This is a genomic window from Pseudomonas sp. NPDC007930 (genome assembly GCF_042958985.1).
Lineage (GTDB): Bacteria > Pseudomonadota > Gammaproteobacteria > Pseudomonadales > Pseudomonadaceae > Aquipseudomonas.
Map to the genome: position 1 here is coordinate 192,137 of NZ_JBIBKC010000003.1, position 14,554 is coordinate 206,690.

Sequence of the window (14,554 nt, forward strand, 5' to 3'; positions counted from 1 at the left end):
TCGGTGCCGAAGCGGCGATGGGGTCGCTGGGGATAGTGGGTGTTGAGGGGGTGGGGTTACCAGGAGCCATAGGGGATTCCGTTTTTTTCGATGTAGGTTTTGGTCTGGGGGTACAACGGCAACGCGTATTGGCCGTTACTTCGCCCTTGATCTGGGCCTAGGGCAACGATTTGGGCTTGTATGCGGTTCACTTCGATGGCCTTGAGGCAGGGGCCAGAAATCCAGGCCTTGGCGATGCCTCCGGGAGCGAGGCCAATGTTCAGGCCCAAGCGATACTCCACGGCAGGCTGCTTGCTGAAGGCACAGGGGACCTTTTCGCCAGCGACCATTTGCTGGCGCGTGGCCTCGGGGATGGGGATAAGGGCCTCATAGGTTTGAGGTTCGATCAACGATTGCCAGCGTACGTAAATCACCATGGGCAGGGCGGCGCCGCGAACGTATCTGCCCTTGCCCCAGCCGGGCGATGCCGGCCAGCCACGCGGGTTACCCGTCAGGGCTTCAGGGGCATTGATGGATGGAGTGCCCCACATGGCGCTGCGAAATACCCGGCCCTGAATGTCGACCACGTCTACGGTCTCGATCCATGCCTGCATGTAGTTTGGGGCGAGAAGGCCCAGCCGCCAGGCGTCATAGGGCAAACCGCCTGGGCCTGTGGCGCAACCGCTGAGCAGCAGGCAGCCGAGCAGCCCTACGGATGCCCGTAGCGCTTTACCAAGAGCCATAAGGGATTCCGTTTTTTTCGATGTAGGCTTTGCTGTTCGGCATCAGGGGCAAGGCGTACTGCCCGCCACTGCGGCCTTGGTCTGGGCCTAGTGCCTTGATGTGGGCTTGCACGCGGGTGATTTCGATTGGCGTAACGCACACCCCGGTGACCCAGGCCTTGACGATGCCGCCCGGGGCCAAACCGATGGTGATAGCCCTGCGGTAACCATCGACCGGTTTGCCGATACCCGTAGTGGTGCAGGTATTACGTTCTCGAACCTTCATTTGCTGGCGGGTGGTTTCCGGGATGGGAATCAGCGCCTCGTAGGTTTGGGGCTCGGCCAGGGATTGCCAGCGCACGATGATCATCAGGGGCAGGGCGGCCCCGGGTATATATTTGCCCGCTCCCCAGCCTGGCCGGCCGGGCCACCCCGTGGCGTCTCCCTCGGTGCTGTCGGGGTGAATGCTTGAGGGTACGCCGCTGAGGACGTGGGGAAAGCCACGGCCTTGGATGTCTATGACGCCGACGGTCTCGACCCACGCGTCCATGTAGTCCGGAACGAACATGCCTAGCCGCCAAGCGTCATAGGGCAAGCCGCCCGGGCCTTTGGCGCAACTGCTGAGCAGCAGGCAGCCGAGCAACGCCACAAATGCCCGTAGCGCTTTACCAAGAGCCATAAGGGATTCCGTTTTTTTCGATGTAGGCTTTGCTGTTTGGCATCAATGGCAAGGCGTACTGCCCGCCGCTGCGGCCTTGGTCGGGCCCGAGCGTTACTACCTGGCCCTGTACGCGGGCGAATTCGAGGGCAGGAACGCACACCCCAACGATCCAGGCCTTGGCGATGCCGCCGGGTGCCAAACCGATGGTGATCGCTTTGCGATACCCATCGATCGGCTTACCGGTGCCGGTGCTGGTACAGGCGTTGCGCTCTCGGACCTTCATTTGCTGGCGGGCGGTTTCCGGGATGGGAATCAGCGCCTCGTAGGTTTGGGGCTCGGCCAGGGATTGCCAGCGCACGATGATGGCGGCGGGCAGGGCGGCACCGCGCACATGCTTGCCCTTGGCCCACCCCACCCGGCTGGGCCAGCCCCTCGGGTCCCCCTCGGTGCTGTCGGGGTGAATGCTCGAAGGTACGCCGCTGAGGACGTGGGGAAAGCCACGGCCTTGGATGTCTATGACGCCGACGGTCTCGACCCACACGTCCATGTAGTCCGGAACGAACATGCCTAGCCGCCAAGCGTCATAGGGCAAGCCACCCGGGCCTTTGGCGCAACTGCTGAGCAGCAGGCAGCCGAGCAACGCCACAAATGCCCGTAGCGCTTTACCAAGAGCCATACGGGATTCCGTTTTTTTCGATGTAGGCTTTGCTGTTCGGCATCAATGGCAAGGCGTACTGCCCGCCACTGCGGCCTTGGTCGGGCCCGAGCGCTACGACCTGGGCCTGTACGCGGGATATTTCGATGGCGGTAACACACGGGCCGGCAATCCATGCCTTGGCGATGCCACCCGGGGCCAACCCAACGGTGATGCCCTCGCGATAGCCGGTTAGCCACTGACTGCGGGCAGTACAGGCGTTGGTCTCACGGGCCAGCATCTGCTGGCGTGTAGCTTCGGGGATGGGGATGAGCACTTCGTAGGTTTGGGGTTCGGCCAGCGATTGCCAGCGCACATAGATGGCAATGGGCAGGGCGGCCCCCCGTACCTGCTTGCCCGCGCCCCATCCCGGTTGGGTGGGCCAGCCTCGAGGGTTTCCGTGCGTACTCTCTTCTGAAATGTTCGAGGCCACGCCACTCATCACATGGCGGAATGCTCGGCCGCGAATATCCACAACGGCGACGGTCTCGATCCAGACGTCCATATAGTCCGGGGCGGAAAATCCCAGGTACCAGGCTTCGTATGGCAAGCCGCCCGGGCCCTTGGCGCAACCGCCCAACACTGCCAAGGCCATCAGCAAAGGAACACGCCAGCGCTTAGGCATTGGGGTACTCCGCGCGCTTGCCGCCCTTGGCGGGGCGGTTGATGAAGATCACGTCCCAGTCACTGTTGTTTTTGCCTCGGGCGGCGTTCCAGTTCGCGGAGAGGTGAATGTAGTGGCGGCGCAGTAAGTCCATCTCGGCGTCACTGAGTGAAAGTGGCGCCTCTTTCAGTGCGTAGCGCAGAAGCTTGTCACTGATCTCTTGTAGCTCGTCGGGGAGTTCAAAAGCATGGGTGCGTGGGACCGGTTCGAGCGCCACCCCGGCCTTCAGCGCCAACGCATGCATCACCCGCAAATACACCAGCGACAGTTCACCCCGCACCATCCGCTCACTGGTCACGGCCGCGTAGACCCGCTTGGTGCGGCCCAGGTCATGGCGGGGGTTGTGCGGCAGCGCCATTTCCCACACGTCGATGCCCCGGTGTTGGCTGAAGGCATGCCCATAAGGTTCGATGCCCTCATACAAGTACTTCAGGGTGTGTTGCACCGCGGCGGTTTGCCGGTTGGGTTGGCTGTACGGCACTTCGCTGTGTTCCGGCCGGCTCAGCAGTACCCGTTCCCGCGCGCGGGGCAGGTAGCCGCCGCCCAGGTCGGAGTGGGCGCCGGGTACGCGGATGTCGTGTTCGCTCAGGACCACTGAAAAGTTATGGCGGAATTCATGCTCGGCCACCAGTTGGGCGATGTGCCGGGCGCAGCCGGGGCGCAAGCGCAGGTCGAGCCCGGGGTTGCGCTGGTCATGGGGGGTAAAGTCACCCCTGGCGGGGTTGGAGATACCCGGTACCGTGTCGAACAGGCCGATGAAGTTGATTTCGAAGTCCTGGCGGCGGCGCCAGGCGAACCCGGGCACGAACTCCGCGCTGCCGGCGGGCAAGGCTTTGGCCATTGGGCTGTCGGGGCCCTTCAGCCATTCATTGGCGCAATGCCGCGCGGCGGCCGCGCCGCGGCTGAAGCCGAACAGGTCGAATTCGAGTTTTTCGAGAATGAAGCCGGGGTTGTTGCCAAGCAGGGTTTTGATCTGTTGCCTGATCAGCTCTGGCGCCTGCGCTACGCGTGCGGCTGCTCCTGTGGCGCCAATCCCCAACCCCTGCCCATACAGCGAATCTTCCTCCCCGCTGCTCGTGCCAATGCCTTCCAGATAAACCTTCACGTAGGCCGCACGTGCCGTCTCTTGCAGTGGCCTGTTTGCCTGATCCGGATACAACTCAAACAACCGCCCCACATTGCTCTCGGCATTCCCATAGCTGTTATCCGGCACCCCTCCGTCAGTGGTAAACCCATGGGCCCCGCAAAACGCGAGCAGCTCCCGGCCCATCTGGTGATCGAGGCCGAACGCCATCCCATGGCAGGCGGCGGTGGCCTGGGCGTTGGCCTGGTTGTTGCCGGTGCCGTCGAAGAACAGCCCGATGCGCAGGGTGATCGCCACCGGCAGTTCTTCTTCTTCGTCTTCCTCTTCGGGCAACGCCGCGGGCCAGGGCCGCGCGCTGGCGCTGGGCTGGGCCTGGCGTGCCCAAGGGCTGGGGGCGGGCTGGGCGCGCGCGGTGGGTGCCGCGGCCGCCGTGCATTGCATCGCCTGCTGGCTGGCGATGAGGGTGGGTGGCGGGTCGCAGCGGCAGCGGCAGAGGTCGCCCTGCAGGGCCACCTCGCGGCCACCGACGAGAAACGAGCTGCGCGCTACGCTGCAGGCGATCACGCCTATGCTGTCGCAGGCGGGGCAGCGCACCGGGTCGCCTTCGCGGGCGATCGCGGCGCCGCGCACGCGGAAGTGTTCAGCGCCGCCGATGACGGTGCCCCCGGCGCTGGTGCTGGCACCGACGGTGATGTTGTAGCGGCTGGGGAACATGGCGGGGCTTCCACTGGGGCGCAGGTGCGCGAAGCGGCCATGCTGAGCAAACGTGACGGGGGTTTCTGCCAGCGGATTCTGAAAGGTGCGTGGGAAAAGTCTGTTTTTGCACCGCGCCTTGACCTGGCCCTGGCCGCGGCCCCATGAACGGCGGCTGAACCGCCCGGAAATTTCATCGAGGGCGGGACAGTATTTTGACCAATAGCGTTATATCGTAACGCCAGCTTTACAGAATGTTACGGGGTGGTGATGGCGATCGATTTACAGGCAGCGGCGGACTACGCCGGCCTGCCCAGAGTGCTGGGCGCGCCGCGCCTGGCACAGCGGTTGGGGCGCTATGGCCTGGCGCTGGCGGTGCTGGCCGGGGTGCTGCTGGTGCTGGCCACGTTTGCCTGGTTGTTCGCCGCCAATACCCTGTGGGCCGGGTTGCTGTGCAACCTGGCGGCGGCGGTGATCGTGCTCGGCGCGGCCGTGCAGGCGGCGCGGGTGCCGGCGCGCTGGCGCGCTGCTTTGTTGCAGCCGCCGGCAGCGGCGGCGCCGGCCGAAGCGCCCAGTGGCTGGTACGAGCGGCAGTTGGAGCGTGCCAGCCAGGGTTTGCTGCGCAGCGCGCAGCGCTTGGGCGTGCCGGCCTTGTGGCTGCTGGGCTGGAGCCTGCTGGCGCTGCTGTGCGTGCGCTTGCCCTGGAGCCTCGACCTGCCCGCGGGGGAGGGTGGCATGGCGGCCAATGTGGCCATCACCCTGGCGCTGCTGTTGGCCTTCGCCCTGCTGGTGATCGAGCGGCACCTGGCCCAAGCCGCCGCCGCGCAATGGCCCGAAGCGGCCACCCTGGTGCCACTGCTGCGGGTGGTGATGGCGATGCTGCTGGTGGCGGCGCTGTGCCTGCTGTTCTACCGCGCGGATAACCTCTGGCCCGTGCGCGTGGCGATCCTCAGCGGTTTGCTGCCGGCGGCGGTGGCGCTGGAGTTCGCCCTGCGCGCGGTGCTGGCCTGGTTCAGCCCACAGCGCGCCAGCCTCGAGCCGCCGATGCTGGCCGACAGCTTCGTCGCTGGCCTGCTGCGTTGGCCGCCGCGGCCGTGGCAGGCCTTGCAGCAAGAGCTGCAGGGGCGCTTCGGCATCGACCTGCGGCAAATCTGGGCCTTCAACTACATGCGCCGCGCGGCGCTGCCGGTGCTGGCGGTGGTGCTGGCGCTGGGCTGGGTGCTCACCGGCGTGCGCCAGGTGCCGCTGGAAGGGCGCGGCGTTTACGAGCGCTTTGGCAGCCCGCAACAGGTGTGGGCACCGGGCCTGCACTGGGGCCTGCCGTGGCCGTTCGGGCAAATGGTGGCGGTGGAAAACGGCACCGTGCATGAACTGGCCACCGGCCTTGACGGCGCCGCCAGTGGCGCGCCGCCCAGCGCCGACGGCCCCTCGCCGGCCAGCGCCGACCGCCTGTGGGACGCCACCCACGCCCGCGACAACACCCAGGTGATCGCCAGCGGCAGCGCCAGCCAGCAGAACTTCCAGGTGGTGAACATGGATGTGCGCTTCGTTTACCGCATCGGCCTGAGCGACGCCGACGCCCTTGCCGCCACCTACCACAGCGCCGATGTGCCGCAGTTGATTCGCGACACCGCCAGCCGCGTGCTGGTGCATGCGTTGGCCTCGCGTACCCTCGACGGCCTGCTGGGCGCCGACCGCCACGACCTCGCGCAGCAACTGGGCCAGGCGGTGCAGGCCGACCTCGCGCGGCTCGACAGCGGCGTGGAGGTGTTGGCCACCGTGGTCGAAGCGATCCACCCACCGGCGGGCGCGGCCAATGCCTACCACGCCGTGCAAGCCGCGCAGATCAGCGCCCAGGCGTTGATTGCCCAGGAGCGCGGCGCTGCCGCCGAGCGCAACAGCCAGGCGCGCCTGGATGCGTTCGACCAAACCGCCCAGGCCGACGCCTCGGCGCGGGAAACCCAAGCCGCCGCCCAGGCCGCCGCGCGCACCTTTGCCGCCGAGCGCCAGGGCTATGCCGCCGCCGGCCGGGCGTTCGTGTTCGAGCGTTACCTGGCGCAGTTGAGCCAAGGCCTGGCGCATGCCCAGTTGCTGGTGCTCGATCACCGCCTGGGCGGCGCGCCGAGCCTGGATTTGCGTACTTTTTTCGCCCCGGTGGACGCCACGCCACCGCGCGCCGTTCGTTAAGGAGTGGCTGCCTTGAGCAATACGACCCACGACCACCATCACGACCATGGCCATCACGGCCACCACCACGGCCATCACCATCATCACCATGGCGCGCCGGAAACCGCCGGGCCCGTGCCGTGGGGGCGCTTCGCCGTGGCCGCGGTGCTGGTGCTGTTCGCCGCGCTGGCGGCCAGCCTGGTGCAAGTGCGCTCGGGCGAGGCGGTGGTGATCACCCGCTTCGGCAACCCCGGCCGGGTGCTGCTCGAGCCCGGCCTGGCCTGGCGCCTGCCGGTGCCGCTGGAGGCCGCGGTGCCGGTCGACCTGCGCATCCGCAGCACCTCCAGCGGCCTGCAAGACGTCGGCACCCGCGATGGCCTGCGGATCATCGTGCAGGCCTACGTGGCCTGGCAGGTCCCGGCCGACCCGGCCGCCGTGCAGCGCTTCATGCGCGCGGTGCAGAACCAGCCCGATGAAGCCGCGCGGCAGATCCGCACCTTCGTTGGCTCGGCCCTGGAAACCACCGCCAGCGCCTTCGACCTGGCGCATTTGGTGAACACCGACGCCAGCCAGGTGCAGATCGACGCCTTCGAACTGCGCCTGCGCGAGCAGATCGAAAAAACCCTCTACGACACCTACGGCGTGAAGGTGCTGCAAGTGGGCGTAGAGCGCTTGACCCTGCCCGCCGTGACCCTCGATGCCACGGTGGAGCGCATGCGCGCCGAGCGTGAAACCATCGCCACTGAGCGCACTGCCGAAGGCAAGCGCCAGGCCGCGCAGATCCGCTCACAGGCCGAGCGTGACGCGCGGGTGCTGGTCGCCGATGCCTCGGTGAAGGCAGCGGACATCCAGGCCCAGGCCAAGGTGGAAGCCGCGCAGATCTACGGCCAGGCCTATACCAGCGCGCCGCAGTTGTACAACCTGCTGCGCTCGCTCGACACCCTCGGCACGGTGATCACCCCCGGCAGCCGGTTGATCCTGCGTACCGACGCGGCGCCGTTCCGGGCGTTGGTCGAGGGCCCGGACGCCACCCCGGGTAGCCAGCCATGACCCCGCGGGCTGACACCGGTGCCTGGCAACAGGCTACCCGGCTGGCGTTCATCGCCCTCTACGCGGTGGCGCTGCTGGCCGCGCTGGCCTGGCTGCTGGGCAACGTGCGCCAGGTGGGCCCGCAAGAGCGTGCCGTGGTGATGCGCTTTGGCGCCATTGAGCGGGTGGCGGGCGCTGGGCTGCTGCTGGCCTGGCCGCAACCGTTCGAGCAGGTGGCCGTGGTGCCGGGCCCGGAGCGGGTGCTGCAATTGCATGTGCAAGGCCTGCAACGCACCACCGAGGCTGGCGCCGCGCAGCGCCAGGCAACCTTCCTCAGCCCGGCCACCGACGCGTTGGCCGGCTCGGGGTTTTTGCTGACCGGCGACGCCGGCATCGTGCAGCTCGACCTGCAGGTGTTCTACCGGGTCACCGACGCCCGCGCCTGGCTGCTGCAGGGCGAACACGTGCTGCCGGCGCTGGACCGGTTGGTGACCCGCGGCGCCGTGGCCTTGGCGGCCGCGCGGGACCTGGACACCATCCTGGTGGCGCGCCCGGAAATGCTCGCCCAGGGCAGCGAGGCCGCCGAGCGCCGCGAACGTTTGCGTGCCGACCTGGTGCAAAGCGCCAACGGCCGCCTGCGCGCGTTGGCCAGCGCCGGCCAGGGCTTGGGCGTTGAGGTAGAACGCATCGACGTGCAGTCGAGCCTGCCCAACGATGCCGTCAGCGCCTTCAATGCCGTGCTGACCGCCACCCAGCAGGCCGACAAGGCCGTGGCCACGGCCCAGAACGATGCGCAAAAAACCCTGCAGGCCGCCACGCAAAAGGCCGACCGGCTGCTGCAGGACGCCCACGCCCAGGCCAGCGAACAGGTTGCCAAGGCCCAGGCCGACACCGCCAGCATCGCCGGCCTGGCCCACAGCAATGACCCTGGCCTGGCGCTGCGGCTGTACCGCGAGCGGCTGCCGGGCATCCTCGGCAACGCCGGCTCGGTGACCACCGTAAACCCCAAAGACGATGCCCACCTGATTGTGCCGGGAGCCGACAAATGACCGCCCATGCCCACCCCGCCCCGCTGCTCAGCGCCAGCGAGCAACGCCGCGCCGCGCGCCAGCTCACCCTGGCCATGCTGGCCTTGGGGCTGTTGCTGCTGGGCCTGGCCTGGCGCGCCTGGATGCCGGGCCAGAGCGAAGTTGGCCAATGCCTGCTGGGCGTGGCCTCGCTGCTGGTGGCGGTGCCGGTGATGCGTTCGGCCTGGTTCAGCCTGCGTTACCCCAGCCTGCACGGCATCACCGACCAGTTGATCGCCCTGGCCATGCTCGGCGCCTGGGCCAGCGGTGACCTGCTCACCGCTGCGCTGCTGCCGGTGATCATGATCTTCGGCCATGTGCTCGAAGAGCGCAGTGTGATCGGCTCGGAACAGGCCATCGAAGCCCTCGGCAAGCTGACCCGCAGCCAGGCCCGCCTGCTCGGCGCCGAGGGCCAGGTGAGCGAGGTGGACAACGCCGGCCTGCAGCCGGGCGACCGGGTGGAGATCCGCGCCGGCGACCAGGTACCCGCCGACGGCGTGGTGCGCAGCGGCCGTGCCAGCCTCGACACCGCCACCCTGACCGGTGAGTCGGTGCCACAGCGGGTCGGCGAGGGCGACCCGGTGCTCGGCGGCAGCATCAATCTCGATGGCCTGTTGGTGGTGGAGGTGACCCGCATCGGCGCGCAGTCCACCCTGGGTAAGGTGATTGCGTTGATGCAAAGTGCCGAGCGCGCCAAGCCGCCGATCACCCGCCTGCTCGAGCGCCATGCCGGTGCCTATCAGGTGCTGGTATTGCTGGTGGCGGCGCTGACCTGGTTCGTCACCCAGGATGCCCAGGCGATGCTCGCCGTGCTGGTCGCCGCCTGCCCGTGCGCGTTGGTGTTGTCGGCGCCGGCCACGGCGATTGCCGGGGTGGCGGTGGCGGCGCGCCACGGCATCCTAATTCGCGGCTCGGCGTTTCTCGAAGAATTGGCAGACCTCAGCTGCGTGGTGTTCGACAAAACCGGCACGCTGACCCACGGCGCCTTGCGCGTGCAGCAGGTGGTGGCGGTGCACGCCCCGCAGGCGCGCATCCTGCCGCTGGCGGCCAGCCTGGGCCACGCCAGCAGCCACCCGGTCAGCCGCGCGCTGGCCGGCTGCACCCCGGCGGCGCAGTACCTGGCCCTGAGCGACATCCAGGAGCGCCAAGGCTTGGGCGTGGTCGCCCGCGGGCCCCAGGGCGAGGTGGCGCTGGGCCGCCCGGAGCTGTTCACCGAGCTGGGCATCGAACTGGGCGCGGTGCCCGAGCACGACGGCCCGATCGCCGGCGTCGCCGAAGGCGGGCAACTGCTGGGCTGGCTGCTGCTCGCCGACACCCTCAAGCAGGAAGCCCCCGGGGCCCTGGCCGAACTGCGCGAACTCGGCCTGGGCCGGCAAGTGCTGCTCACCGGCGACCGCCGCAGCGTGGCCGAGCGAGTGGCCGCCGAAGTGGGCATCGACCAGGTGCAGGCCCAAGCGCTGCCCGAGGGCAAGCTCGACCGCGTGCTCAGTGAAATCGACCAGGGCTTCCGGCCGATGGTGGTGGGCGACGGCATCAACGACTCGCTTGCCCTCAAGGCCGGCGTGGTGGGTGTGGCGATGGGCAGCGGCGGCGCCGACATCGCCCTGGCCTCGGCCGACATCGTATTGATCGGCAGCGACCTGCGCCGGCTCGGCACCTGTGTGCGGCTGAGCCGGCAGTGCCGGCGCACCCTGCACGTGAACGTGATCGTCGGCATCGGCTGGACCTTGGCCATCGTAGTGTTCGCCGCCTTCGGCTGGCTGGGCGCGGCCGGGGCGATGCTGGCCGCCGTGCTGCACAACCTCAGCACGCTGCTAGTGCTGGGCAATGCCGGGCGGCTGCTGCGTTTCGAAGAGCCGTTGGATCCCCACTGAAGAAGCTTTCATGCAAGCAGGGCAGGGGTGAAAGACTGTTGAAAGGTTAGATCCGGTACCCTCGGTGGGTTTTGCAACAAATTGTTGCTGCGGTATGAATCCCAAGAATAAAGGAGTACCCACCGGTGGAGTTGTCCCACGTTGCCTGGCTGGCCCATGACAGCCGTTTGATCCTCTGTTGTGTGCTGGCCATCGCCAGCATCATCGTGCTGATCAGCCTTACGCGGCTGCCGCCGTTCCTGTCCATCCTGGTGGGTACCTTCATTGCCGGCCTGGGCGCCGGGCTGGCCCCGGAAGAAGTCGCCAAGGCGTTCAGCAAAGGCGCCGGTGGCATCCTCGGTGAAGCCGGGATCATCATCGCCCTGGGCGCCATGCTCGGCGCGCTGATGGCCGAATCCGGCGCGGCGGACCGCATCGCCAGCACCTTGCTGGGGCTGGGCAAGGGCCGCGCGCTGCCGTGGGTGATGGCGTTGGTGGCGATGATCATCGGGCTGCCGCTGTTCTTCGAAGTGGGCCTGGTGATGATGGTGCCGATCATCTTCGTGATGGCCCGGCAGTCGAACCAGCCGCTGTTGAAAATCGCCATTCCGGCGCTGGCCGGCATGACCACCCTGCACGCCCTGATGCCACCGCACCCCGGCCCGCTGATCGCGGTCAGCGCGCTGCACGCCGACCTTGGCCTGACCATGCTGCTGGGCTTTACCCTGGCAGTGCCGGCGGTGATCCTCGCCGGCCCGCTGTACGGCCTGTGGCTGTCGCGCCGGCTACACATCGAAGCCCCGGCGGAGCTGGGCGAACTGTTCAGCGCCAAGCCTGGCACGGCGCGCCAGCCGGGTTTTGGCGTTTCTCTGGGGATCATCCTGCTGCCCGTGGTGCTGATGCTCGGCAGCACCCTGGCCAAGGTCGCGTTGCCCGCTGAAAGCAGCCTGGCGCTGGGGCTGAAGTTTCTCGGCGAACCCCTGGTCGCGTTGGGCCTGGCGGTGCTGGCGGCGGTGGTGCTGCTGGGTTGGGCCAATGGCATGGCACGCGACAAGGTGGGGCAGACCCTGCGCAAAAGCCTGGCGCCGATCGCCGCGCTGCTGCTGACTATCGGCGCCGGTGGCGGCCTCAAGCAAACCCTGCTCGAGGCTGGGGTCAGCCAGACCATCAGCAAAGTGGCCGAAGGCGTGCACCTGCCGTACCTGCTGCTGGCCTGGCTGATCGCCGTGGCCCTGCGCCAGGCCACCGGCTCGGCCACCGTGGCCACCACCACCACCGCGGGCATTCTCGCGCCGATGATGGCGGGCCTTGAGCCCATGCAAGCGTCGCTGGTGGCACTGACCATCGGCGCCGGTTCGGTGTTCTTCTGCCATGTGAACGATGCCGGCTTCTGGATGGTGCGGGAGTACTTCGGGTTGGAGCTCAAGCAAACGATCTGGGTGTGGTCGGTGTTGCAGACCATCGTTTCAGTGGTGGGGCTGGTGGGGGCTTCGCTGTTGTGGGTGTGGTTGGCCTGAGCGCCCTGCGCCGCTCAGCCACTCGCCGGGCGATACTGCAACGCCTCGGCCACATGGGCCCGGCCAATCGCCGCCTGGCCCTCGAGGTCCGCCAGGGTGCGCGCCACCTTCAGCAACCGGTGCGCCGCGCGCAGGGATAGCGTCAGCCGCTCGCAGGCGGCTTCCAGCCAGTGTTCATCCGCTGGCTGCAACTGGCAGTGTTCACGCAGCCCGGGCAGGCCCAGAAAGGCGTTGGCGCAGCCTTGCCGGGCCTGCTGCAACTCGCGCGCTTGGGCGACTCGGGCGGCGGCAACGGCAGTGGTTTCACCGTCGCCCAGGCGCGGGTTGAGGCTGGTGGTTTCGCGCGCTACCGTCAGGTGCAGGTCGATGCGGTCGAGCAGGGGCCCGGAGAGCTTGTTGCGGTAGCGCTCGATCTGCTCCGGGCCACAGCGGCAGCGGCCGGTAGGGTCGCCGAGGTACCCGCAGGGGCAGGGGTTCATCGCCGCCACCAACTGGAAGCGCGCCGGGAAGCGGGTTTTGTCGCGGGCGCGGGCGATGATGATCTCGCCGCTTTCGAACGGCAGGTGGTATACTCACACAAAATTTTTAAGGGTGAGAATTGATGCCTAAAGCCTATGCTTATGTACGTTATTCATCGACCGCTCAGGGAATGGGCGATACGGTTGAACGACAAACGTCACCCTTGGAAGACTTTACTCTGCACACAGGAATTCAAATCACCAAGCTGTTTATTGATGAAGCAGTTTCATCTTTTCGGGGCGCGAACGCGCGAACTGGAAAGTTGAAGGATATTCTAGAAAGTATCAAGTCGGGTGAATTGCGCCGAGGTGATTACCTTGTTGTAGAATCAATCGACAGGATTACACGGCAACCGGTATTCAATGGCGTTTCACTATTGCAGGATATTCTAAGAACCGGTGTTAAGATTTACACCACTATCGGTAAGAAAGAGTATTCGGATGAAATAAAGAGGAACGGGTTGTCGACAATCCTTGAAATCGCCGTTATTGCCGAGCGCGCGCATGACGAATCGCAACACAAGTCTGATCGAAGAAAATACAAGTGGGACACTGCCAAAAAAGAAGCAGGGTCTGGTGGTAAGATTTTCAATAAGCGTACCCCGCCATATGGGGTAACATATAACGAGGTAACTCAGAAGTTCGAAGTTCAACATGAGCAGGCCGCAGAAGTAAGAAGAATATTCCATTTGCTGAAATATATGGGGGTGTCGGCGGTGATAACCGAGATCAACAAAAATTCTTTGCGGAAATGGACTAATAAAGCTGTCAGTCTGTTACTTCGAACTAAATCACCCCTTGGTGTTTTGATGTCGCAGCGGCGAGACGAAAACCAAAAGAAGGTGTTCGTTGAATTTGTTGAGGGGTACTATCCGGCAATCATCACGCATACGGAATATGATGAAGCGGTTGCTGCGATGCAGAAGCGGAAATCTCGAAAGAACTATGGCAACTTCACGATTGGTAATGCCAACATATTTCGACATGTTGTCAAGTGTGGGAAGTGTGGTGAAAGTTTGGTTTTCGAGAAGCAGAAGAATCCAAAAGGTGAAATGTACTATTACTTTCATTGCAAAACTAAAAAAGAATACAAAGGGGACTGTGACCAACGTTTCCGTTTCGACTTGGCCTTCGGAATGCTGGCTAGTGCAGTGGCAATGTTTAACCGAAACAGCCTGCCCATGGCTAGCGTAACAAAAGAAAGTGTTTCAGATGAAGTAATGGTTCTGATGAAGAAGAAGCATGACGCGTTATGGAAAGATAGACCGTCAGGCGGGCGTTTTGGAATCAGGAAGTTGGTTGATGGTGAAAGTCAGAAAGCGCACAAGGTCCGAAGGTTGGAATTTGGCCAAAGCTTATTTGATATGCTTGCGGCAAGGGGGGCACAGAAAGTCAGAATCAGTACAGAAATTGAGATTGAAGAGGAAAAGTTGGCGGGGATTAGGTCCATGCGTTCAAACTTGGACGAGACAATGCTGGCATCGGCAGCAGCCCATAGTGGATATGTTCCAGCGGTATTAGTGGCTAGGGCTGCTGAATTGCACTCTGAAATGGACGTGCAAGTGAAGAAGGTGGAAGGCTTGAAGTTGCAAGAGGCTGATATGCTAGTTACGATGCCCATCGTTTCCGTCAAAGATTTGATAGGCAAGTACCAGACTGAAGAAGGTCGGCTCGAATTGAACGCTTTCTTCATCAAGCAAGACTTGGAGTTTGTATTTGAGTATGATGCCAAGATTCGCGCACTCAACATGAATGTTTACAAGAGCAGCGAGGATGTATTCCAAGCAGAACGGTCCTTCACGCTTCACAAACCCTTGGCAGATTTTGGCATTGACCGTATTTCAGCTTATTGCGAATAGGTCATTCTGGGTCCCTTTGGACTTTAGCCTGAATTTAGGGGGGTCCAA

11 protein-coding genes and 1 pseudogene are annotated in these 14,554 nt (G+C 65.0%); 6 read left to right on the forward strand and 6 right to left on the reverse strand.

Annotated elements, in window-relative coordinates:
• Positions 1-56 precede the first annotated feature (56 nt).
• The 5 genes from ACFZCE_RS08335 to ACFZCE_RS08355 are packed head-to-tail and all read right to left on the reverse strand — an operon-like array spanning position 57 to position 4,518.
• A complete protein-coding gene (locus tag ACFZCE_RS08335) occupies positions 57-722 on the reverse strand; it encodes a DUF2931 family protein (RefSeq protein WP_390937880.1) in 666 nt (221 codons plus the stop codon).
• Positions 709-1,380, reverse strand: coding sequence for a DUF2931 family protein (locus tag ACFZCE_RS08340; protein ID WP_390937882.1), 672 nt, complete (start codon positions 1,378-1,380; stop codon positions 709-711). Before ACFZCE_RS08340 ends, ACFZCE_RS08335 begins: the two co-directional genes overlap by 14 nt.
• A complete protein-coding gene (locus tag ACFZCE_RS08345) occupies positions 1,367-2,038 on the reverse strand; it encodes a DUF2931 family protein (protein WP_390937883.1) in 672 nt (223 codons plus the stop codon). The genes ACFZCE_RS08340 and ACFZCE_RS08345 overlap by 14 nt, the downstream gene beginning before the upstream one ends.
• Positions 2,025-2,681, reverse strand: coding sequence for a DUF2931 family protein (locus ACFZCE_RS08350; protein ID WP_390937885.1), 657 nt, complete (start codon positions 2,679-2,681; stop codon positions 2,025-2,027). The genes ACFZCE_RS08345 and ACFZCE_RS08350 overlap by 14 nt, the downstream gene beginning before the upstream one ends.
• Positions 2,674-4,518, reverse strand: coding sequence for a PAAR domain-containing protein (locus tag ACFZCE_RS08355; protein ID WP_390937887.1), 1,845 nt, complete (start codon positions 4,516-4,518; stop codon positions 2,674-2,676). The genes ACFZCE_RS08350 and ACFZCE_RS08355 overlap by 8 nt, the downstream gene beginning before the upstream one ends.
• A gap of 249 nt (positions 4,519-4,767) precedes the next feature.
• Between ACFZCE_RS08355 and hflK the strand changes: the two genes are divergently transcribed.
• From hflK to ACFZCE_RS08380, 5 genes are all read left to right on the forward strand, one after another.
• Positions 4,768-6,684, forward strand: a complete 1,917-nt coding sequence (gene hflK, locus ACFZCE_RS08360) for an SPFH domain-containing protein (protein WP_390937889.1) — start codon at positions 4,768-4,770, stop codon at positions 6,682-6,684.
• 3 nt (positions 6,685-6,687) lie between these two features.
• The gene (gene hflC, locus ACFZCE_RS08365; protein ID WP_390937891.1) at positions 6,688-7,713 is read left to right on the forward strand and encodes an SPFH domain-containing protein; all 1,026 of its coding nucleotides are present in this window, start codon (positions 6,688-6,690) and stop codon (positions 7,711-7,713) included.
• Positions 7,710-8,741 (forward strand): SPFH domain-containing protein, encoded by a 1,032-nt coding sequence (locus ACFZCE_RS08370; protein ID WP_390937893.1) that lies wholly within the window; start codon positions 7,710-7,712, stop codon positions 8,739-8,741. The genes hflC and ACFZCE_RS08370 overlap by 4 nt, the downstream gene beginning before the upstream one ends.
• Positions 8,738-10,633 (forward strand): heavy metal translocating P-type ATPase, encoded by a 1,896-nt coding sequence (locus ACFZCE_RS08375; RefSeq protein WP_390937895.1) that lies wholly within the window; start codon positions 8,738-8,740, stop codon positions 10,631-10,633. Before ACFZCE_RS08370 ends, ACFZCE_RS08375 begins: the two co-directional genes overlap by 4 nt.
• A 125-nt stretch (positions 10,634-10,758) precedes the next feature.
• A complete protein-coding gene (locus ACFZCE_RS08380; RefSeq protein WP_390937898.1) occupies positions 10,759-12,129 on the forward strand; it encodes a gluconate:H+ symporter in 1,371 nt (456 codons plus the stop codon).
• Between the two features lie 14 nt (positions 12,130-12,143).
• Here ACFZCE_RS08380 and ACFZCE_RS08385 read toward each other — a convergent pair.
• Positions 12,144-12,689: pseudogene (locus ACFZCE_RS08385) on the reverse strand (ATP-binding protein); the annotation flags it as partial.
• Between the two features lie 41 nt (positions 12,690-12,730).
• Between ACFZCE_RS08385 and ACFZCE_RS08390 the strand changes: the two are divergent.
• Positions 12,731-14,506 carry a recombinase family protein gene (locus tag ACFZCE_RS08390; RefSeq protein ID WP_390937900.1) on the forward strand — a complete coding sequence of 592 codons (1,776 nt, stop codon included), beginning with the start codon at positions 12,731-12,733 and terminating at the stop codon, positions 14,504-14,506.
• Positions 14,507-14,554: the final 48 nt, after the last annotated feature.

What these genes read in the sequence shown, in the direction of transcription:
- ACFZCE_RS08335 (WP_390937880.1), bottom strand. Translation starts at nt 722, where the DNA reads ATGGCTCTTGGTAAAGCGCTACGGGCATCCGTAGGGCTGCTCGGCTGC.
- ACFZCE_RS08340 (WP_390937882.1), bottom strand. Translation starts at nt 1,380, where the DNA reads ATGGCTCTTGGTAAAGCGCTACGGGCATTTGTGGCGTTGCTCGGCTGC.
- ACFZCE_RS08345 (WP_390937883.1), bottom strand. Translation starts at nt 2,038, where the DNA reads ATGGCTCTTGGTAAAGCGCTACGGGCATTTGTGGCGTTGCTCGGCTGC.
- ACFZCE_RS08350 (WP_390937885.1), bottom strand. Translation starts at nt 2,681, where the DNA reads ATGCCTAAGCGCTGGCGTGTTCCTTTGCTGATGGCCTTGGCAGTGTTG.
- ACFZCE_RS08355 (WP_390937887.1), bottom strand. Translation starts at nt 4,518, where the DNA reads ATGTTCCCCAGCCGCTACAACATCACCGTCGGTGCCAGCACCAGCGCC.
- hflK (WP_390937889.1), top strand. Translation starts at nt 4,768, where the DNA reads ATGGCGATCGATTTACAGGCAGCGGCGGACTACGCCGGCCTGCCCAGA.
- ACFZCE_RS08370 (WP_390937893.1), top strand. Translation starts at nt 7,710, where the DNA reads ATGACCCCGCGGGCTGACACCGGTGCCTGGCAACAGGCTACCCGGCTG.
- ACFZCE_RS08375 (WP_390937895.1), top strand. Translation starts at nt 8,738, where the DNA reads ATGACCGCCCATGCCCACCCCGCCCCGCTGCTCAGCGCCAGCGAGCAA.
- ACFZCE_RS08390 (WP_390937900.1), top strand. Translation starts at nt 12,731, where the DNA reads ATGCCTAAAGCCTATGCTTATGTACGTTATTCATCGACCGCTCAGGGA.